Below are 16788 nucleotides of genomic sequence, written 5' to 3'. Positions count from 1 at the left end.
GGCCGCCGTCGTTCCCGACGACGGCGGCCGTCACCGCAACTGCACTGCGCGCCTGACCGGGAACACAAACTGCGCGCCTGACCGGGAACACAAAAAGACCCCGCCCAAAGGACGGGGTCTTTTTGTGTTCTACAGCCGGAGCTGCAAAAGGAAAACTACTTGACGGTGACGGTGGCGCCGGCAGCTTCGAGAGCTTCCTTGGCCTTGTCAGCGGCTTCCTTGTTGGCGCCTTCGAGGACGGCCTTCGGAGCGCTGTCAACCAGGTCCTTGGCTTCCTTCAGACCCAGGGAAGTCAGGGCACGGACTTCCTTGATCACTGCGATCTTCTTGTCGCCGGCAGCTTCGAGGATGACGTCGAATTCGGTCTTCTCTTCAGCAGCGTCAGCAGCGCCGCCGGCGGCGGGGCCTGCAACTGCAACAGCAGCAGCGGTGACGTCGAAGGTCTCTTCGAAGAGCTTCACGAAGTCGGAGAGCTCGATGATGGACAGTTCCTTGAAAGCTTCAATGAGCTCTTCGTTGGTGAGCTTCGCCATGGTGTGGCGTCCTTCCTATAGTTGGTGCACGCAGGCACCGGAGATTGGATGAGAAGAGGTTCTACTCTTCGGTGGCTGCTTCTGCGGCCGGAGCTTCTTCTGCGGCGGCCGGAGCCTCTTCCGCAGCGGGGGCAGCGGGAGCGCCGCTTTCCTCTTCGAGCTTCATGCGCAGTGCATCTGCCGTGCGGGCCAGCATGGACATCGGTGCCTTGAGGACACCGGCGACGCGTGCAAGCTGGAACTCACGGGATTCAAGAGCAGCCAGGGCTGCAACACCGGATGCATCCAGGGCGTTGCCCTCGAAAACACCGGTCTTGATGACGAGCTGCGGGTTGGTCTTGGCAAAATCCGTCAGGCTCTTTGCAGCTGCAACTGCGTCACCCTTGATGAAGGCAATTGCAGTAGGTCCGGAAAGCTGGCCATCGAACGCGTCGATGCCGGCTTCCTTGGCTGCAATGCCAGTCAGGGTGTTCTTGACGACCGAGTACTTGGTGTCCTGGCCGAGCGAACGACGCAGCTCCTTGAGCTGTGCAACGGTGAGCCCGCGGTATTCGGTTAGGACAGCAGCGGTCGACTCCTTGAAATCAGTGGTGATTTCCTCGACTGCTGACACCTTTGTTGGCGTTGCCATAACCCTCCTTCCGGGGAAATAGTGCCGGTGGATCGGGTCCCGAACATAAAAAACGCCCCGGGCAGATGCACGGGGCTTCACTCAACGGACGCTAGTCCGGAGTGCAGTTCGTTCACCTGCGCAGGCCGCCCTTTAGGCAAGGGACTTTCGGATGTTTCTCCAACCGGGTTCCACGCGTGGAGGGCTGAAGGTTCAGCCTTACGGTGGGATTGAATGCACATCGACCGACGGTCTTTGGTAGTTCCAGAGTACGGGAGAAACAGGTGAAGGCCAAATCGCCCGCACAGGCCGCCGCCTATCCGGCGGAAAGATCCGCCTGCCACTCCCCCGAGTACCCCACAGCGGCAAAGCCCAGCTGCTCATTGATGGCGAGCATGTAGCGGTTTTCCTCGGCGTTCCAGGTGTAGACCCGGCGGGCTTCGGGAATGATGCTCCGCAGCTTCGCCAGATTGGCTGCCTTGAGCAGCATGCCCAGCCGGTTGCCCCGGTGGGCATCCAGTACCAGGGTGTCATCCTGGAAAACCACGGCCGGGTTGTTGCGGAAGACCTCAAGGACCGTATGGCCAACAAGTTCGCCGGTGGCCCGGTGCCGTACTGCCGTGACCAGCACCTCCGCATCCATCCCCCGGGCCTTAGCCTCCGCCTCCCGGACACGCGCCGCATCCCAGGCCTCCTCCGCAAGCTCCAAGCCGCCCAGCGGAGCGTCCGTGCTCATCTTCTGCCGTAGAAGCGCATAGGCATCCACCAGGTCATCCGGGCAGGCGCCGCGCCAGAACACCAGTTCGTAGCCGGGCCCCGACGCCGCCGCCTCTTCCAGCAGCGCCGTCCCGCCGTCGTCGTTCCCTGTCAGGTCCAGGACGCTGACGCGGTCCACCAGTTCGAGCCGGAAGCCGAGCCCCTCAGCGAAGGCCGCTGCGGCGTCATGCGGGATGAAGGACGCCGTGTTTTCAGAACCGGCGGGTCCGCTGCCCAGATGGTCGGTTTCGGCCATCAGCTTGCTCCGGCCGGCATCGGCAGCCAGATTCGCCGCTGCACGGAACAACTCGGTTCCCACGCCCTGCCGGCGGGCTCCGGGGGCCACCACAACATTGACGGTTCCCGTATGAAGATTATCTGTCAGTGGAAGGTTCAACTGGGCAAGGCCCACAATAGCCGCGTCCGGGCCCGCGCCCATCCGGGCTGCCAGCAGCTCACGCCGCCGGGTCGCCGTGCTGCCCCTGCCGGCCAACTGCGCCTGGGCGGGGGCATGGAAGTCATCATTTCCCCAAAACTCCTGCTGCTGGGCATTGAGCAGTTCCGCTACGGCCAGGAAGTCCGCGGCATCGGGTCCGGCAAGTGCAGCCGGAACCCGGACGGGCGTGATGGAAACATGCGTCATGGATCACATCCTGCCGGACACCGCCCCGGACGCCAAACGGTGCAGCGTCCGAGCCCTGCCCAGCCGGCTACGGCGGGACGGCGGCGCCCGGCATCCGTCCCACCGGGAATGCAAAAAAGCGGCCACAGCGTAAGCTGCGGCCGCTTCCTGCCCAGGGAATCCCCGGAAGTGCTCAGAGACTATGCGTCTGCGAGAACCTTGGTGACGTTGGGGTCAACGCTGATGCTCGGTCCGAAGGTGGTGGACACGGTGGCCTTGGAGATGTAGCGGCCCTTGGCTGCCGACGGCTTCAGGCGAAGAACCTCTTCCAGGGCGGCTGCGTAGTTCTCAGCCAGCTTCTGGGCGTCGAAGGACACCTTGCCAATGATGAAGTGCAGGTTGGAGTGCTTGTCGACGCGGAAGTCGATCTTGCCGCCCTTGATGTCCGAAACAGCCTTGGCGACGTTCGGGGTAACCGTACCGGTCTTCGGGTTCGGCATCAGGTTACGCGGGCCAAGCACGCGGCCCAGGCGGCCGACCTTGCCCATCATGTCCGGGGTAGCCACTGCGGCGTCGAAGTCGGTCCAGCCTGCTGCAACCTTTTCGATCATGTCGTCGGAACCAACGAAGTCGGCGCCGGCAGCGATTGCTGCTTCTGCCTTCTCGCCGGTTGCGAAAACGAGGACGCGGGCCGTCTTGCCGGTGCCGTTGGGCAGGTTGACCGTGCCGCGGACCATCTGGTCAGCCTTGCGGGGGTCAACGCCCAGGCGGAAAGCCACCTCAACGGTTGCGTCGAACTTGGAAGGATTGGTTTCCTTCGCCAGCTCTACAGCCTCGACCGGTGCGTACAGCTTGTCCGCATCGATCTTGGCTGCAGCTGCTTCATATGCTTTGCTGCGCTTTGCCATCTGCTTTTTCTCCTTGTGCAGTTGTGGTCTGTCGGACCGCGCCCGGCCCTGCCACGCGCCGTTCCCCCTCAGGGGTTCCGGCATTTATGTGAAATTGAAGTGCAGGGGGCTTTAGCCCTCTACGGTGATACCCATCGAACGGGCGGTGCCGGCGATGATCTTGGCAGCTGCCTGGACATCGTTGGCGTTGAGGTCTTCCATCTTCATGGTGGCGATCTCTTCGACCTGTGCCTGGGTCAGGTTGGCAACCTTGGCGGTGTGCGGGGTTGCGGAACCCTTGGCAACACCGGCAGCCTTCTTGATCAGCTGTGCGGCCGGAGGAGTCTTCGTGATGAAGGTGAAGGAACGGTCTTCGTAAACGGTGATTTCAACCGGGATAACGTTGCCGCGCTGGGATTCCGTTGCAGCGTTGTACGCCTTGCAGAATTCCATGATGTTGACACCGTGCTGGCCAAGTGCCGGACCGATCGGAGGAGCCGGGTTGGCGGCACCTGCGTTGATCTGCAGCTTGATGAGGCCGGTGACCTTTTTCTTGGGGGCCATGAAAGGGTCCTTCTCTAAATTATGTTCCCGAAGAACAGGAGCGTCCATCCGGGTTGGTGGCCGCCATGGCTTGGTGGCCGGACGCTGCCTGCAGGTTAAAGCGGACCTGCGGACAGCGAAGTCTAAAAGCTACTGGAGCTTGGTGACCTGGCCGAAGCCGAGGGTCACCGGAGTCTCGCGCTCGAAGATGGTCACGAGGACCACCAGCTGCTGGGACTCGGGCTTGATCTCGGAGATCGTGGCCTGCAGGGTCTCGAAGGGGCCTTCGTTGACCGTGACGGGCTCGCCGATTTCGAAATCCACCGCGATGTTCGAGGACTGCTGCGCTGCAGGCTTACCGGCCTCGGCCTTCGGGGAGACGACGGTGTGCTCGAGCATCGAGAACACTTCGTTCAGGCTCAGCGGCGTCGGGTTGTGGGCGTTGCCCACGAAGCCGGTGACACCGGGGGTGTGGCGAACGACGCCCCACGATTCGTCGGTCAGGTTCATCCGGACCAGGACGTAACCGGGGATGCGTACCCGGTTGACGATCTTCCGGGTGGTGTTCTTGATCTCGACGACTTCTTCCATCGGGACCTGGATCTCGAAGATGTCCTCTTCCATATCCAGCGTCTGGATACGGGTCTCAAGGTTGGACTTCACCCGGTTTTCGTAGCCGGCGTAGGAGTGGATGACGTACCAGTCACCCTCCTGGCGGCGCAGCTTGGCCTTGAAGGCAACAACCGGGTCTTCCTCGGGTTCTTCTTCGGCCTCGGGAGTACCGGAAACGTCGGAATCAGCGTCGGCAGCCTCAACGGCGGCGTCTGCTTCGTCTGCCGATGCATCAACAGCAGCGGGCGCCTCGTCGACGTCGGCTGCGGTCATTTCATCCTCGGTATCCAGATCAGCGGCATTGTCATTGACCTGTGATTCGAGTTCTTGCTCGGACACGTAGATTCCTGCTTTCTTCTTCAGAGCACTATCGGTTGTGGCACTAGCTCATGGTCTCCGGTCCCGGGACCCGGGGCGGAACAGCGGCCCTGGGCTAGCTTTCGCCGCCGCCCTCACCGAAGATCCACAGTGCGCCGGCGCCGAAGACGAAATCGAGGGTAATCACGATCAGCATCATCACGACCACAAAGGCGAGGACCACGAGCGTGTACCTGAGCAGTTCCTTGCGGGTGGGGGTAACCACCTTTTTCAGTTCGGCAATCACCTGGCGCAGGAAGAGCGCGATCGCCGCGAAGAAGCCGCGCTTCTTGGGCCCGCTGGAGGGGTGTCCCTTGGAGCTGCTGGCAGCTGTCTCGGTCACCTTCGCCTCACTCATCTGTGTCGGTTCACAGTCGCAGCACACGCTGGGACTGCTGCTTCCATGAAAAGACTGCTGAGCTGCCGGATGACAGTTCTGCGCAGGGCAGACAGGACTCGAACCTGCAACCTGCGGTTTTGGAGACCGCTGCGCTACCAATTGCGCCACTACCCTATGGAGGAAATACACCCTACCGCGACTATTGTATCCGCACCTAACCGGAGAATTATTCCGGTCAAAGGGCACAAGTCAGCGTGGTGACTTCAACACGAAGAACCAGTCTACGCAAACTTTCCGCTTCCGTCGAACCGGGGCCGGTTCCCGCGCCGCAATGGGGATTGCCGGGACGGGATTCCGGGACAAATGACACACGACTGCGCCGGCGGCAGGGAACCGCATAAACTGGGGAACGCCGCCGTCGGCCGCGAGCATGCGGGCACGGGGCAACGTTAGCTGCCGCCACACATCAGACGGGAATCCCATGTCTTCCACCGGCCGTATTTCACAGCGCATCGCATCCATCGCAGAGTCCGCGACTCTCGCCGTTGATGCCAAGGCCAAAGCGCTCAAGGCTGCCGGCCGCCCGGTGATCGGTTTCGGAGCCGGAGAACCCGATTTCCCCACCCCGGACTACATTGTCGACGCCGCCGTGGAGGCTGCCCGCCAGCCGCGCTTCCACCGCTACTCCCCTGCCGGCGGGCTGCCGGAGCTGAAGAAGGCCATAGCGGAGAAAACCCTGCGGGACTCCGGCTACGCCGTGGATCCGGCCCAGGTCCTGGTGACCAATGGCGGCAAGCAGGCGGTGTACGAGGCTTTTGCCACGCTGCTGAACCCCGGCGACGAAGTCCTTGTCCCCACGCCCTACTGGACCACGTACCCGGAAGCCATCCGGCTGGCCGGGGGTGTGCCGGTGGAGGTCTTCGCCGGTCCCGAGCAGGGCTACCTGGTCACCGCGGAGCAGCTCGAAGCGTCCCGGACCGACTCCACCAAGGTCCTGCTGTTTGTCTCCCCCTCCAACCCCACGGGCGCCGTATACCAGCCGGAGCAGGTGGCTGAGATCGGCCGCTGGGCTGCCGCCAACGGCCTGTGGGTCATCACCGACGAAATCTACGAACACCTCACGTACGACGGCGTGCCCTTCACCTCCATCGCCACGGCCGCCCCTGAGCTGGGCGACAAGGTAGTGGTGCTCAACGGCGTCGCCAAGACCTATGCCATGACCGGCTGGCGGGTGGGCTGGATGATCGCGGCTCCGGACGTGATCAAGGCTGCGACCAATCTCCAGTCCCACCTCTCCTCGAACGTCTCCAACGTGTCCCAGATGGCCGCCCTGGCCGCCGTCTCCGGTCCGCTGACCGCCGTGGATGAAATGAAGCAGGCCTTCGACCGCCGCCGCCGGGCGATGGTTGAGGCGCTGAACTCCATTGACGGCGTCGAGTGCCCCATGCCGGAAGGCGCGTTTTACGCCTACGCGGACGTCCGCGGCCTGCTCGGCCGTGAGTTCCCGGGCAAGGAAGGCCCGGTCCGGCCGCAGACCTCCGCCCAGCTGGCAGCCCTGATCCTGGACACCGTTGAGGTGGCAGTGGTCCCGGGTGAAGCCTTCGGCCCGTCAGGCTATCTGCGCCTGTCCTACGCCCTGGGCGACGAGGATCTGGCCACGGGTATGCAGCGCCTGAAGGACTTCCTCGGCCAGGCTGTCCGCTAGGCAGGCCACGCCTGCTCCGGTTCTGCACGCCGTCTGCTCCGGCGGCGGGCAGAACCGGGGTCACATGTCCGGACGCCCGAGACTTAGAGCAGGCCGGCGCTTAGAGCAGGCGGCGGTCCGCAGCCCAGCGCGTGAGTTCGTGCCGTGAGGAAAGCTGCAGTTTGCGCAGCACCGAGGACACGTGGGTTTCCACCGTCTTGACCGAGATAAAGAGCTCCCTGGCCACTTCCTTGTAGCTGTAGCCGCGGGCAATCAGCCGCATGACCTCCAGTTCACGGGCGGAGAGCCGGTCCAGTTCGTCGTCCACCGATGCCACGCTGGCCGTGCCGAAGGCATCGAGCACAAACCCCGCAAGCCGGGGCGAAAAGACCGCATCACCGCCGGCCACCCGGACCACGGCGTCGGAAATCTCGGCACCGGAGATGGTTTTCGTGACATAGCCCCGGGCGCCGGCCCGGATCACCGTCACCACATCTTCGGCTGCGTCGGACACGCTCAGGGCGAGGAACCTGGTTTTCCCCAGCAGTGCTGCGCAGCCGGCCAGTACCTCGGCGCCGCCTCCGCCGTTGCCTCCCGGCAGGTGAACGTCCAGCAGGACGACGGCGGGCTGCTCGCGGGTAATCGCCTCGATGGCGGTTTCCACGCTGTCCGCCTCAGCCACCACGTGGAGCCGGGCATCAAGATCTGCCCGCAGCCCCGAACGGAATATCGCATGGTCGTCCACCACGACGACGCTGATCGGCTGGTGGGAAAGGTCGGTCATGTGTGGCTTGCTCCGTCACTGGATACGCGGATGATCGAAGGGGCTGCCCCGTCCGGCGGGGCGTTGCGGGATGCGGAGGAACCGTTGGCTGCCGGGGCGGTTTTCCTAGCTGCCTGTCCCGCCGAAGCCGGTCTCGCCGCGCTCCGGGCCGCAGGACCGGATGCGGCCGGCGCCTGGTTCTCGGCGCCGCCGTGCAACGGAAGCACCAACCGGACCTCGGTGCCATCTGCGGTACTGCGGATTCCGGCGCTGCCGCCGGCGCGTTCCATCCTGCCGATGATGGACCCGCGGACACCAATCCGGTCTTCGGGGACATCGGCCAGGTCAAAACCGGGACCGCGGTCACGGATAAAGACCTCGAGCTGGTCCGGCCGGCACTCAACATACACCGAAACGGTCCCCCCGGCGTGCTGGGCAGCGTTCAGCATGGCCGCCCTCGCGGCAGAGGACAGCGCCTCACTTCGCTCGTCGAGTTCCGCATCGGAGACCGCTACCAGTTCGATGGGATGGCCGTACGCGTCCTCGATTTCCGCGGCAATCCGGCGCAGGCACTCCACCAGATGGTCTTCCGCCCGTGCCCGGTCCGTGTAGAGCCACTGGCGCAGTTCCCTCTCCTGCGCACGTGCCAGGCGGATGACGTCCTGTTCGGAGCCGGCACGCTTCTGGATCAGGGCGAGGGTCTGCAGGACCGAGTCATGCAGGTGGGCAGCAATTTCGGCCCGCTCCGTTTGCCGGATGCGTCCGGCCCGCTCCGCTTCCAGGTCCCGCCAGTGCTTTACGGCCCACGGTGTGAACACCAGGGCTACACCGGCCAGGACCGCCGCGGAGGCAAGCAGCCCGGCTACCAGCACGTCCCAGCTCACGGAACCGGAAACCACCACCAGCACACCGGCTACCACCAGCAGCAGTCCCGCGGACAGCCGGATGATCCCGGAAGCACGGTCCGCTCCGGCGCTGTTAACCAGGCCGGCCCGGCGGCTCTCATCCAGTTGCGTCCAGGCCAGCACGGCCCCGCCGGCAATGGCTGCCACCGGGACAAAGAGGCCCCAGTTCAGGTCTGCGCCCAGGCGCTGGGCAATAAACACGGCGGCAACCAGCAGGAGCACAATTCCGGCGGCCACCTCGCGCTGGCCCGCCTTGCCCAGTCCGTGGAAAGCGCTGGAGGCCGGCGCGGCAGCCTCACGGGCCTGCCGTTCATAGTTATCCGCAATGCTGAGCGGACCGGCCTGGACCTGCTCCTTCTTTTCCTGCTCTTCCTGGGTGGGAACCATAATCCAGAGCCAGCCGTAAAGCAGGAGCCCGGTCCCGCCGGCAAGGATCATGGCGCCCATGGCTGCACGCGTCAGCTTGACCGGCCAGCCCAGGTGCGCAGCCAACCCGCTGCACACACCGGCCACAATCCGGTCCCGGGGACGCACCAACGGTTCTCTCATGATGCTATCCAAGCACGATCGGAGCGGTGTTCACCGGCTCCTGAGCCAAGATCCGGGTTCCTGACCGGACTCTTCAGGGGTATCTCAGGGTAGTCCCTGATGCGGCGGGGCTCCGACGACGGAAGACTGGATACATGAATCCTTCACCATCATCCGATCCCGGGGCCGAGCGCCCGGACCCTGCCCCGCAGGCACATCCTGCGGCCGGGAGCACCGCTTCCGGCACTCCGGTGTCCCGCGGAGGACACAACGGGTTCTTCGACTGGATCCGTTCACTTGGAATCATCCGCGGCCACGAGCGCTGGTTTGGCGGCGTGGCCTCGGGAATTGCTGCCCGGACCGGACTGGACCCGGTGCTGATCCGCGGATTGTTTATTGTCCTGGGGATCTTCGGTGTCGGGTTCCTCATCTACGGGGTGGGCTGGGCGCTGCTGCCCGAACCGGACGGCCGCATCCATGCCGAGGATGCAATCCGCGGCAACTGGTCCGCCGGCATGACAGGGGCCCTGGTTTTTGCCGTTCTTGGCACAGGCGGTCCCAGCATTTCCTTCCTCGGCATGGACAGCTGGTTCGGAGCCACAGTGTGGACACTGTTCTGGATCGCCGCCGGAATTGGCGCCCTATACTGGGCGTCCACCCCGAAGGGCAAAGCACAGCTGCAGCACTTTATGTCCGGCGCTGCCGGCCGCGGCGGGTCAGGGACCGGGTCCGGGACCGGGTCCGGGTCAGGGACCGGGTCCGCCGATGCACCCGCTGCATCCCCGGCCGGTACTCCCGTGACGCTGGCCAAGACCGGCATGCCTCCCGCCGGGACCAATGCCGGGGCGGCCACGCCGTCCGGTGAAACAGTCCCGCCGTCGGCTGCAGCAACCGGCCCGGCCGCGACGCCGGGGACCTCCGCGGCGCCGTCGGCGTCGGCGACATCCAGGTCATCCGTGCCGTCCAAGCAAAAGGACGGCTCCGGTCCTGCCAAGGTTCCCGGTGCACCCGGCGCCTATCTGGCCGCCCTGTTCGGTGCGGCACTGCTGACCGGCGGGAGCGTGCTGGCGCTGGACTACGTCAATGTCCTGGATCTGGCGGCTCCGCTGTCCGTGGCGTTGGCAGCCACGGCGGCAGTTCTCGGTATCGGCGTCGTGATCCTTGGCTTGGTGGGCCGGCACTCGGGCGGGGTTGGATCTGCCGCCGCGGCTGCCCTCGTTATCGCCTTCCTGGCCCAGCCCGGCATGACCCACTCCAACCTGGCCGTTATGAGCAACGGCGATTGGTCGCCCCGGGATGCAGCCCAGGCATCCGGCGGCTATACCGCCATTGCCGGCAACGGCACGGTGGATCTGCGCGACACGCAGGTGTCGGGAGACTACGAGGTTCCGGTAAGCCTTGCGGCAGGGAACATCAGTGTCCTGGTGCCTGAGGATTCACCGGTCACCGTTCGGTTTTCCACGGTCGCCGGAAACGTGAAAACACATGACGGCACGGACAGCCGGGACTACAGCGGACTGTGGCAGGCCTCCACCGAACACACCCTCAACAACGATGCCGCCGGCGAACGGATCACCATCGATATCCGCAGCGTTGCCGGCAACGTACTTGTCACCACTGAAGAAAGCGATCTGTAGCCATGGAGCAGGACAGTGAAAGGGACTACCTCGGCCGGCAGTACGCCACCGGCGGTTCGGATGCGTCGGCGAACCAGTATCAGTCCCCCAGCCTTCCCGACGACGGCGGTACTGCCGGGGACCCGGCCCCAACCCCTCCGGGCGCGGATACCCGGGCTCCGGCACCCGAAACGGACACCCCAGCGGAAACGGACACAGCAGCGGGGACTGCACCCCGCCAGCTGCAGGTCGGTACCGTGGTCTGGGGCCTGGTACTGGTGACCCTCGCGGTTCTTCTGCTGCTGGCCACCACCGTGAACCTTTCGGTGGATCCGGTGCTGGTTATCCTCGGGGTTGCCCTCGGAGCAGGCTTCGCCCTGTTGGCGGGCGGTTTCCTGGCAGCAATGGCGAAAAACCGCGGCCGCTAGTTACCCCTCCCCACCCCCGCCGCCCCCACCCCGCAGCATGGAACCCGCCCGGTTCCGTTTCCCTATTCCGGCACTGGTTTCCCTATTTCGCCACTATCAGATAAGGCTTGATCCATGGAAAAGTTCTTCTCGGTCCTCCGTTCCTCCCCCGTCAAACGGAGCAAAGGCTGGCTCGGCGGCGTCTGCGCCGGCATCGCAGCGACCTACGGCTGGGATGTCTCGCTGGTCCGGATTGCTGTTCTCCTGAGCTTCCTGCTGCCTTTTGTGGGCATCGGCACCTACGTGGTGGCCTGGCTGCTGCTGCCGAAACAGGACGGAAGCATCCTCCTGCAGCGTCTGGTGAGCCCCTGAACTTAGCGCAGCTCACATCGCTGGCTAGAATCATAGACAGCACCCAACAGCCGCAACCAGATCCAGGGGTATTCACATGAAGATCGGTATTCTCACCAGCGGAGGCGACTGCCCCGGCCTTAATGCGGTGATCCGCGGTGCTGTCCTCAAAGGCATCAAGGAATACGAGGACATTGAGTTTGTCGGATTCCGTGACGGCTGGCGTGGAGTGGTTGATGGCGACATCATGGATCTGCCCCGCTCCAGGGTCCGCGGAATCTCCAAGCAGGGCGGCACCATTCTCGGGACCTCCCGGACCAACCCGTTCGAAGGCCCCAACGGCGGTCCGGAGAATATCAAGGCAACGCTGAAGCGGCTCGGCATCGACGCCGTGATAGCGATCGGCGGCGAGGGCACCCTGGCTGCGGCACAGCGGCTGACCGACGCCGGGCTGCAGATTGTTGGCGTGCCGAAGACGGTGGACAACGATCTCGATGCCACCGACTACACCTTCGGTTTCGATACCGCAGTCGAAATTGCCACCGAGGCCTGCGACCGTCTGCGCACCACCGGCGAATCCCACCACCGCTGCATGGTGGCTGAGGTGATGGGCCGGCACGTGGGCTGGATTGCCCTGCACTCCGGCATGGCTGCCGGGGCCCACGCCATCCTGATTCCCGAACACCCGGTCAGCCTGGACCAGATTGCCCAGTGGGTGAACGAGGCCCATGACCGCGGACGTGCGCCGTTGGTAGTGGTGGCGGAAGGCTTTGTCACCACTGATATGGAATCCCCCCACTCCGAGCGCGGGCTGGACAGTTTCGGCCGGCCCCGTCTGGGCGGTATCGGTGAACTCCTTGCTCCCGAGATTGAGGCGCGGACAGGCATTGAGACCCGGGCCACTGTTCTGGGCCATATCCAGCGCGGCGGTGTTCCCACCGCCTATGACCGGGTTCTTGCCACGCGGCTGGGCATGGCTGCCGTTGACTCGGTGGTGGACGGACTCTGGGGAACCATGGTGTCGCTGCACGGTACGGATATTGTGCATGTCGGTTTTGAGAAGGCGCTGGGCAACCTGAAGACCGTTCCTGAAAGCCGTTACGACGAAGCAGCCATTCTTTTCGGCTAGCCATACGGCCGTTTCGCACCGCAACCAGGCCTTCACAGGCTCTTTCCGGTGCGGACCGGCGTTTGCCTTGGGCTCCCTACCCGGGTGTAGGTTGAAAAAATGAATCTGGACCCGGGAACCATCGCGATCATCCAGCTGGCCTTCTCACGGCATCTGGGCCTTGCCGATGACGCCCTCGCGGCGACCGACGCCGACGAGCGTATCTATAGCGTGCGCGAGCAGTCGGAAACCGTCTGTTTCCTGCGGCTTTTCGGCACGGAGGTTTTCAGCGGCCCCGAATGGGCAGCCGCACGGGCACGGACCAAATCAGCCGTGGAACTGACCCGCCATTCCGGCCTGATGCAGATGTCCATGGAATTCGGCGGCCGGGCACTTGGCGCCGAACAGCTCTTTTTTGCCGACGCCTTCCCTGCACTGGCCCCGCTCGAGGACCTCGCGGTGGCCAATGACCCGGACCTTGCCGTGGCACTGGAGCGGCTGTGCCCGCCGGACGACGTCGCGGAGGCCGGACTCGCCGGCAAGGAAGACGTATTTGTCCTTGTTGACGATTCGGAGGACGATCCCCGGCCCGTCGCCGGGGCCGGCTACAGCATCACCGACGGCATTCTGGCCGACATGAGCGTGCTGACCGCACCCGGCCACCGGCTGCGCGGCCTGGGCAGCTACATCAGCTCCGTAGCCCTTGAGGATGCCATGGCCGGCGGACTCATTCCCCAGTGGCGTGCGCCTCTGGACAATGTCGGCGCGGCCAGGACCGCCATGGGCTCCGGTTTCATCCCGGCCGGCGTCCGTACCTCGGTGTCCCTCTCCGCCTGACGCCGGGCCGGGAACGGGTTCTGCGGCCCGCTTCTTCAGCGGCGGATCAGCCCAGCAGGTCCAGCATTTCCTGGCGTTTGAAGAAGCCCGCAGTTTCGCGGGCCGTGGGGGAACCCGAGTCCGGATCTGCTCCGGCATCGAGCAGGATGCGGAAAATCTCCTGATAGCCCTTGAACACTGCTCCGGCCAGTGGGGTCTGGCCGCGGTCATTGCGGGTATTCACATCTGCACCGCGCTCCACCAACAGTCCGGTAAGTTCCGCATGCCCGTGGTAGGACGCGAGCATAATCAGGGTGTCACCGGAGCCGTTGGTCAGGTTGACCGGCACACCGGCATCCAGATAGCCGCGGATCCCGGCGGTATCTCCGGCCCGCGCGGCATCGAACACCAGCCCGGCGAGCTCAATGATGTCGTTGTCGATCTCTGGACGGGATTCCGGGGTGCTCATTACATCTCCTCTAAAAGGCAGGTTTGTCTATACGTCGTGCCGCTGTGCCGGACACGGCAGCGGCTAGGGGCGGGGCGCCTTCAGGAAACCGGTGGCGCGTCCAACCACGGCTCCGGCGTCGGGGGCCACGATGGGTTCCTGCGCGGCGGCGTACAGTTCGCCGTCGTCGTTCACCACCAGCGTGGCCGCCGGATCAACGGAACGCTTGATCACAGCAAGGCCCACCGGACCCATTTCATAGTGTCCGCCCACCGAGGTGAGTGTTCCCACCGTCCGCTCCCCCAGCATCACGGGGCTGCCGGCCGCCGGCAGCGTGTGCTGGGAGCCGTCCAGCTGCAGGAATACCAGCCTCCGCGGCGGATGGCCGAGGTTATGCACCCGGGCCACGGTTTCCTGGCCCTTGTAGCAGCCCTTGGCCAGGTGCACAGCAGTGCGGATCAGATCCAGCTCGTGCGGAATGGTCTTCTCATCGGTTTCCGCGCCGAGCCGGGGCCGCCAGGCAGCGATGCGCAGCGCCTCGGCCGCCATGGAGCCCGCCAGCGTCCGTCCGGAAGCGGCAATGGCTGCTTCGAATTCACCGCGCGGGATGAGGTATTCGAACCACGGACGCTCAAGGCCCGGGTGGGTTTCCTCCGGCACTGCCGTATAGGCGAATCCGCCGGGGGCGATGTGCGGCCACGGGTCGGTCCAGCACAGGTGCTGCTCCCACTGGGGAACCTCGGTGGTGGTGCCGGCCACTGCCCATTGGTCGGAGACATCGGTGACCTCGACCCGGAGCATGAATTTCATCCGCTGCAGCCACTCCGTCAGGCCCGGCGCTTCGGCGGCCTCCACCAGCAGCCAGGCGGTGGTGCCGTCATCGATGATCCGGGCATCGTAGTCAATCCGGCCCTGCACAGTGAGCAGCAGAAGCTCGGAGCTGACGCCGGGCTGCAGGTTGCCCACCTGCTGGGAGGAGAGGGTGTTCAGCCAGCTGAGCCGGTCCTCGCCGCTGACCGTCACCACGCCGCGGTAGGAAAGATCAACGACGGCGGTGCCGCGGGCCAGGGCGCGCTGTTCGCGCAGCGGGTCGCCGTAGTGGGCCGCTGTTCCGGCGTCGAGTCCGCCGGCTTCAACGGCGCCGTGGCGGGAAAGCAGGGGGCTGGAGTACGTCATAAAGGGTGCAACGTCCTTTCCATGCCGGCCTATTCCGGGAAAGGTCTAGGCCGTCTTCTTCAGGATGGCCGAAGCGTGGGCCTTGAGTGTTTCACCGGAGGAGGCCACGTCCCAGCGCCAGTAGAGATCGCCGTTGACCAGCCCGTAGATCCGGGTGGCAGCGGTGTATTCCTTGGAGTTGACGCCGCGCATCACCAGATCAGTGGCCAGCTGGATCTGCGGGCCCTTGATGGAGCCGTAATAGAGTTCGGAGATACCGCCGGGGTGCACGATGGTGGCGGTGATGTCGAAGCCGCCGGCATCGTTGCGCAGCTCTTCGACCTCGTCAGCACTGCGCAGGGCCGGCACAATGTCCGCGGGAACCAGCCCGGGCCCGCCGTCGGCGTCGTTCAGGGGCCGGTCCAGGGCCCAGAATCCGGTCTCCACGGCGAGCGGGCGCAGCACTGTGCCCTGTTCATCGGTGAGCCAGCTTTCGGCCGTGTACTGCAGGTACGGCAGGCCGTTCTGGGTGAAGGTGACCTTCTGGGTGAAGTGCTCCGAGTCGGCTTCGCCTTCACCCAGCCGGCCGGAACCTTCCCAGGTGCCGATCAGCCAGGACAGGGGAACCAGTTCGGGGGTCAGATCTGTGGGGATCTCCATGGGCATGGCGCAACCTGTCCTTCGGTATTGCGGGCGGGGGCCGGTACTACGCAGTTCCTACGCGTGACAGGGAGTTACTTCTGGCCCTTGTACAGGCGGGAGACAACCAGTGCAGCGAAGGCAGCCATACCAAGGCCGGTGACACCCAGCAGGGCGATGAAGAAGATTTCGAGTGCAAGCATGGCTACATCCTAACGCGCGGGAGGAACAGTTTCCTTCCTGCCATTCGATCACGGCAGGCATCCCCGGGCAAAAACCGGACCCGGGTTGACGGGGTATGTCAGGAGAGCAGGAGGCTGCCCAGAAAATACACTACTGATCCCAGCACGAGCACCGGCGCCAGGCCCAGGGCCAGCTGCCCGGCCGCGTTGGTCTGCCCGTCGCGTGACAGGACCAGGCGGCGGAAGGCCATCACCACGGCGGCGACCACCAGGCCGGAGAACGCAGCTACCGGCCACGCCACGCCGGAAACCACCAGTGCTGCCAGCGCCGCAGTCAGCGCTCCGGCCACCACGCCCAGGGGTGCAGCCATCCGGTCCGGGACGGGTATCAGGGACACGGCCACTGCGGCCAGTGCGGCGCTGCCGGTGACGGTGAGCAGGGCAGGATTACCTGCGGTTCCAGCCAGCCGGTCCGCTGCGACCCAGCCGGAGGCCAGGGCGGTTACCAGGACACCGGACATGATGCCGACGATTGATTCCAGACGGTGCGCCTGTCCGGTGCCGCGGAGGAGCTGGATAAGGAAAACAGCCCCCACCCCCACGGCCACGGCTGCCGGCAGCCAGGTGAGCATGGCGGCGGCGGGCGCGAAGTATGCCCCGGCCACGGCGCCGGCCCCGACCAGGGCCAGCACAGCGCCCTGGGTCTTGCGCGCCGGTACGCCGATCAGATGCGGCCAGCAGATTCCCGTGAGGGCCGCGGCCAGCCCGCAGAAGACCGCCACCACCGGCACGGACAGGTAGGAAGCACCCACGATACCGATAATGGCGAGCGCCGCCGGCACCGCTAAGCTCCATAGTTTCACCCTAGTTATCCTGCCTTATTACGGAGCACAGGTGAAAAGCGACAGGCCCGCGAACACCCGATG

At 64.9% G+C, this 16788-nt stretch carries 19 protein-coding genes and 1 tRNA gene; 6 read left to right on the top strand and 14 right to left on the bottom strand.

From position 1 onward, the window contains the following. Positions 1 to 155: 155 nt before the first annotated feature. From rplL to AC5RVB_RS13270, 8 genes are all read right to left on the bottom strand, one after another. Positions 156 to 533, bottom strand: coding sequence for a 50S ribosomal protein L7/L12 (gene rplL / locus AC5RVB_RS13305; RefSeq protein WP_227903893.1), 378 nt, complete (start codon positions 531 to 533; stop codon positions 156 to 158). Between the two features lie 61 nt (positions 534 to 594). Next, positions 595 to 1164, bottom strand: coding sequence for a 50S ribosomal protein L10 (gene rplJ / locus AC5RVB_RS13300; RefSeq protein WP_494142901.1), 570 nt, complete (start codon positions 1162 to 1164; stop codon positions 595 to 597). Between the two features lie 295 nt (positions 1165 to 1459). Then, positions 1460 to 2542, bottom strand: a complete 1083-nt coding sequence (locus AC5RVB_RS13295) for a GNAT family N-acetyltransferase (RefSeq protein ID WP_494142900.1) — start codon at positions 2540 to 2542, stop codon at positions 1460 to 1462. A 179-nt stretch (positions 2543 to 2721) separates the two neighbouring features. Next, positions 2722 to 3429: a 50S ribosomal protein L1 gene (gene rplA, locus AC5RVB_RS13290; RefSeq protein ID WP_227903898.1), complete on the bottom strand. Its 708-nt coding sequence runs from the start codon at positions 3427 to 3429 to the stop codon at positions 2722 to 2724. A 111-nt stretch (positions 3430 to 3540) separates the two neighbouring features. Beyond that, positions 3541 to 3972 carry a 50S ribosomal protein L11 gene (gene rplK / locus AC5RVB_RS13285; protein ID WP_146361026.1) on the bottom strand — a complete coding sequence of 144 codons (432 nt, stop codon included), beginning with the start codon at positions 3970 to 3972 and terminating at the stop codon, positions 3541 to 3543. Positions 3973 to 4101: 129 nt separating this feature from the next. Beyond that, entirely contained in the window at positions 4102 to 4902 is an 801-nt protein-coding gene (nusG, locus tag AC5RVB_RS13280; protein ID WP_227903900.1) for a transcription termination/antitermination protein NusG, read from the bottom strand. A 94-nt stretch (positions 4903 to 4996) separates the two neighbouring features. Next, positions 4997 to 5278, bottom strand: coding sequence for a preprotein translocase subunit SecE (gene secE / locus AC5RVB_RS13275; protein WP_227903902.1), 282 nt, complete (start codon positions 5276 to 5278; stop codon positions 4997 to 4999). Positions 5279 to 5361: 83 nt separating this feature from the next. Beyond that, a tRNA-Trp gene (locus AC5RVB_RS13270) sits at positions 5362 to 5434 on the bottom strand. A gap of 307 nt (positions 5435 to 5741) precedes the next feature. Between AC5RVB_RS13270 and AC5RVB_RS13265 the strand changes: the two genes are divergently transcribed. Next, positions 5742 to 6965, top strand: a complete 1224-nt coding sequence (locus AC5RVB_RS13265; RefSeq protein ID WP_227903904.1) for a pyridoxal phosphate-dependent aminotransferase — start codon at positions 5742 to 5744, stop codon at positions 6963 to 6965. 100 nt (positions 6966 to 7065) lie between these two features. Here the strand turns inward: AC5RVB_RS13265 and AC5RVB_RS13260 are convergent, their stop codons facing one another. Then, positions 7066 to 7728 carry a LuxR C-terminal-related transcriptional regulator gene (locus AC5RVB_RS13260; protein WP_227903905.1) on the bottom strand — a complete coding sequence of 221 codons (663 nt, stop codon included), beginning with the start codon at positions 7726 to 7728 and terminating at the stop codon, positions 7066 to 7068. Then, complete coding sequence (locus AC5RVB_RS13255) at positions 7725 to 9161, bottom strand: ATP-binding protein (protein WP_227903906.1); 1437 nt, start codon at positions 9159 to 9161, stop codon at positions 7725 to 7727. The genes AC5RVB_RS13260 and AC5RVB_RS13255 overlap by 4 nt, the downstream gene beginning before the upstream one ends. 134 nt (positions 9162 to 9295) lie before the next feature. On the opposite strand from AC5RVB_RS13255, the gene AC5RVB_RS13250 reads away from it, so the two are divergent. The 5 genes from AC5RVB_RS13250 (at position 9296) to AC5RVB_RS13230 (ending at position 13459) form a co-directional block, all read left to right on the top strand. Further along, entirely contained in the window at positions 9296 to 10777 is a 1482-nt protein-coding gene (locus tag AC5RVB_RS13250; RefSeq protein WP_494142899.1) for a PspC domain-containing protein, read from the top strand. A gap of 2 nt (positions 10778 to 10779) precedes the next feature. After that, on the top strand, positions 10780 to 11184 hold the full coding sequence (locus tag AC5RVB_RS13245; protein WP_494142898.1) for a hypothetical protein: 405 nt from the start codon (positions 10780 to 10782) through the stop codon (positions 11182 to 11184). A gap of 114 nt (positions 11185 to 11298) precedes the next feature. Then, positions 11299 to 11535, top strand: a complete 237-nt coding sequence (locus tag AC5RVB_RS13240) for a PspC domain-containing protein (RefSeq protein ID WP_227928757.1) — start codon at positions 11299 to 11301, stop codon at positions 11533 to 11535. Between the two features lie 76 nt (positions 11536 to 11611). Next, positions 11612 to 12643 carry a 6-phosphofructokinase gene (locus AC5RVB_RS13235; protein WP_227903913.1) on the top strand — a complete coding sequence of 344 codons (1032 nt, stop codon included), beginning with the start codon at positions 11612 to 11614 and terminating at the stop codon, positions 12641 to 12643. Between the two features lie 99 nt (positions 12644 to 12742). Beyond that, on the top strand, positions 12743 to 13459 hold the full coding sequence (locus AC5RVB_RS13230; RefSeq protein WP_227903915.1) for a GNAT family N-acetyltransferase: 717 nt from the start codon (positions 12743 to 12745) through the stop codon (positions 13457 to 13459). 46 nt (positions 13460 to 13505) lie between these two features. Here AC5RVB_RS13230 and AC5RVB_RS13225 read toward each other — a convergent pair whose 3' ends face one another. From AC5RVB_RS13225 to AC5RVB_RS13210, 4 genes are all read right to left on the bottom strand, one after another. After that, positions 13506 to 13907 carry an ankyrin repeat domain-containing protein gene (locus AC5RVB_RS13225; RefSeq protein ID WP_227903916.1) on the bottom strand — a complete coding sequence of 134 codons (402 nt, stop codon included), beginning with the start codon at positions 13905 to 13907 and terminating at the stop codon, positions 13506 to 13508. A gap of 63 nt (positions 13908 to 13970) precedes the next feature. Continuing rightward, a complete protein-coding gene (gene ygfZ, locus AC5RVB_RS13220) occupies positions 13971 to 15062 on the bottom strand; it encodes a CAF17-like 4Fe-4S cluster assembly/insertion protein YgfZ (RefSeq protein ID WP_494142897.1) in 1092 nt (363 codons plus the stop codon). A 45-nt stretch (positions 15063 to 15107) separates the two neighbouring features. Further along, positions 15108 to 15707 carry a nitrobindin family protein gene (locus AC5RVB_RS13215; RefSeq protein ID WP_227903919.1) on the bottom strand — a complete coding sequence of 200 codons (600 nt, stop codon included), beginning with the start codon at positions 15705 to 15707 and terminating at the stop codon, positions 15108 to 15110. A gap of 274 nt (positions 15708 to 15981) precedes the next feature. Next, entirely contained in the window at positions 15982 to 16725 is a 744-nt protein-coding gene (locus tag AC5RVB_RS13210) for a hypothetical protein (RefSeq protein ID WP_227903921.1), read from the bottom strand. Positions 16726 to 16788 lie beyond the last annotated feature (63 nt).

Source organism: Arthrobacter sp. Y3225209, assembly GCF_059090685.1.
Note: the sequence above shows the minus strand (reverse complement) of the source record. Positions and strands in the feature narration are given on the sequence as shown.

Coding starts and splice junctions, on each gene's coding strand:
- rplL (WP_227903893.1), bottom strand. CDS start 533: ATGGCGAAGCTCACCAACGAAGAGCTCATTGAAGCTTTCAAGGAACTG.
- rplJ (WP_494142901.1), bottom strand. CDS start 1,164: ATGGCAACGCCAACAAAGGTGTCAGCAGTCGAGGAAATCACCACTGAT.
- AC5RVB_RS13295 (WP_494142900.1), bottom strand. CDS start 2,542: ATGACGCATGTTTCCATCACGCCCGTCCGGGTTCCGGCTGCACTTGCC.
- rplA (WP_227903898.1), bottom strand. CDS start 3,429: ATGGCAAAGCGCAGCAAAGCATATGAAGCAGCTGCAGCCAAGATCGAT.
- rplK (WP_146361026.1), bottom strand. CDS start 3,972: ATGGCCCCCAAGAAAAAGGTCACCGGCCTCATCAAGCTGCAGATCAAC.
- secE (WP_227903902.1), bottom strand. CDS start 5,278: ATGAGTGAGGCGAAGGTGACCGAGACAGCTGCCAGCAGCTCCAAGGGA.
- AC5RVB_RS13265 (WP_227903904.1), top strand. CDS start 5,742: ATGTCTTCCACCGGCCGTATTTCACAGCGCATCGCATCCATCGCAGAG.
- AC5RVB_RS13260 (WP_227903905.1), bottom strand. CDS start 7,728: ATGACCGACCTTTCCCACCAGCCGATCAGCGTCGTCGTGGTGGACGAC.
- AC5RVB_RS13255 (WP_227903906.1), bottom strand. CDS start 9,161: ATGAGAGAACCGTTGGTGCGTCCCCGGGACCGGATTGTGGCCGGTGTG.
- AC5RVB_RS13250 (WP_494142899.1), top strand. CDS start 9,296: ATGAATCCTTCACCATCATCCGATCCCGGGGCCGAGCGCCCGGACCCT.
- AC5RVB_RS13245 (WP_494142898.1), top strand. CDS start 10,780: ATGGAGCAGGACAGTGAAAGGGACTACCTCGGCCGGCAGTACGCCACC.
- AC5RVB_RS13240 (WP_227928757.1), top strand. CDS start 11,299: ATGGAAAAGTTCTTCTCGGTCCTCCGTTCCTCCCCCGTCAAACGGAGC.
- AC5RVB_RS13235 (WP_227903913.1), top strand. CDS start 11,612: ATGAAGATCGGTATTCTCACCAGCGGAGGCGACTGCCCCGGCCTTAAT.
- AC5RVB_RS13230 (WP_227903915.1), top strand. CDS start 12,743: ATGAATCTGGACCCGGGAACCATCGCGATCATCCAGCTGGCCTTCTCA.
- AC5RVB_RS13225 (WP_227903916.1), bottom strand. CDS start 13,907: ATGAGCACCCCGGAATCCCGTCCAGAGATCGACAACGACATCATTGAG.
- ygfZ (WP_494142897.1), bottom strand. CDS start 15,062: ATGACGTACTCCAGCCCCCTGCTTTCCCGCCACGGCGCCGTTGAAGCC.
- AC5RVB_RS13215 (WP_227903919.1), bottom strand. CDS start 15,707: ATGCCCATGGAGATCCCCACAGATCTGACCCCCGAACTGGTTCCCCTG.